We start from the raw sequence: 1,281 nt of genomic DNA, 5'->3' as shown, positions 1-1,281 counted from the left end.
TTTGTTGCGGGCGTAGCGTGCCAGCACCACGGTGCGGCGCCCGGAGGCGCGGGTGATCGGGGAGGTTCCGGCGTAGTTCTTGCGGGACTTGGCGTCGCGGTAGCGGTGCGGGTCGTCTCCGAACTCGGCGAGCACCCGGGCCCCGAGGATCACACCGAGGCCGGGTTGGCTGGTGTAGATCTCAGCGTCCGGGTGCCGGCCAAAACCCTCGCCCAGCACCTCCTCCAGCGCCGGGAGCTGGGCGATGATCCCTAGAAGCAGCCGGATCTGGGTGCCCGCGACCACGGCGTAGGCCGACTCCAACGCCGGAGGTTGGCGCAGTGCCGGGGCCCGCAGCGCGGTCTGGATCTGCTCGGCGCGGGCATCGACATCACGGCGTCGGGACTTCTTCAAGATCGCTGCGATCTTCGACCGTGACAGCCGGGCAGCCCGGTCCGGGCCACCGGCCCGCTCAAGCAGTTCGAGGGCGTCGGGGTCGGCGAGCTCCAACCGGCCCGCCGCGATCGCGTCCAGCGCGGCGGGGAAGTACTCCCGCAACGCCTGCCGCAGCCGCTGAGCGTGTCGAGTGCGGTCCCAGACCAGGCTCTGGTGCGTGCGGGCGATCATCTTCAGGCCCTCGACCTGTGCGGAGTCCCCGGCCACCGGCCGGTGATGGGCCCGGTCCAGGCGCACGATCTCGGCCAGCACGTGGGCGTCGCCCGGGTCGGACTTCGCCCCCGAGGTGGAGTGCCGCTCCCGATAGCGGGCCGCCGAGAGCGGATTGATCGCGAACACCTCGTAGCCCGCCGCGACCAGCGCGGCGACCCACGGGCCTCGGTCGGTCTCGATCCCGACCACCACCGCCCCGGCCGCGAGCATCCCGGTCTCGGAGTCGACGTCGGTGTCGTCGAGGTGCTCGGCGAGCATCTCGTGCAGCCGCGTCATCCCGCCCATACCCTCGGGCAACCGGGCCCGCCCCAGACGCCTCCCGGTGTCGTCGAGCAACTCGACGTCGTGGTGCTCCTCGGCCCAGTCATCACCCACGAACACCGTCATCCGGCCTCCCGCCCGCTCTACCAGCGATAACGGCAGCGCGGAGGGGGCCACTGCGCTCTAATGGTCAAGTGCTCACCCGACGCGTCACACCGGGGGCACGTCATCCCATCAGCAGTCCCAGACCCCTCACGACCAGCGGGCGCACGGTCTGACCGTAGAGCTTGACCCTCGGAGGTCGGGAGTGCTGACCCACTGGCCGCTACCGGAGCCGAGCCTGGCACAACCAAGCCCGACAGGACCCATTAG

Annotated in this window: 1 protein-coding gene; it reads right to left on the bottom strand. The window is 70.9% G+C overall.

What is annotated here, in order from left to right:
• The coding region (locus PSD17_RS04580; protein ID WP_339121740.1) for an IS110 family transposase at nt 1-1,035 on the bottom strand (1,035 nt) is incomplete at its 3' end.
• Nucleotides 1,036-1,281 lie beyond the last annotated feature (246 nt).

The sequence above is a fragment of the Pseudonocardia sp. D17 genome, assembly GCF_036984265.1.
GTDB lineage: Bacteria > Actinomycetota > Actinomycetes > Mycobacteriales > Pseudonocardiaceae > Pseudonocardia > Pseudonocardia benzenivorans.
Note: the sequence above shows the minus strand (reverse complement) of the source record. Positions and strands in the feature narration are given on the sequence as shown.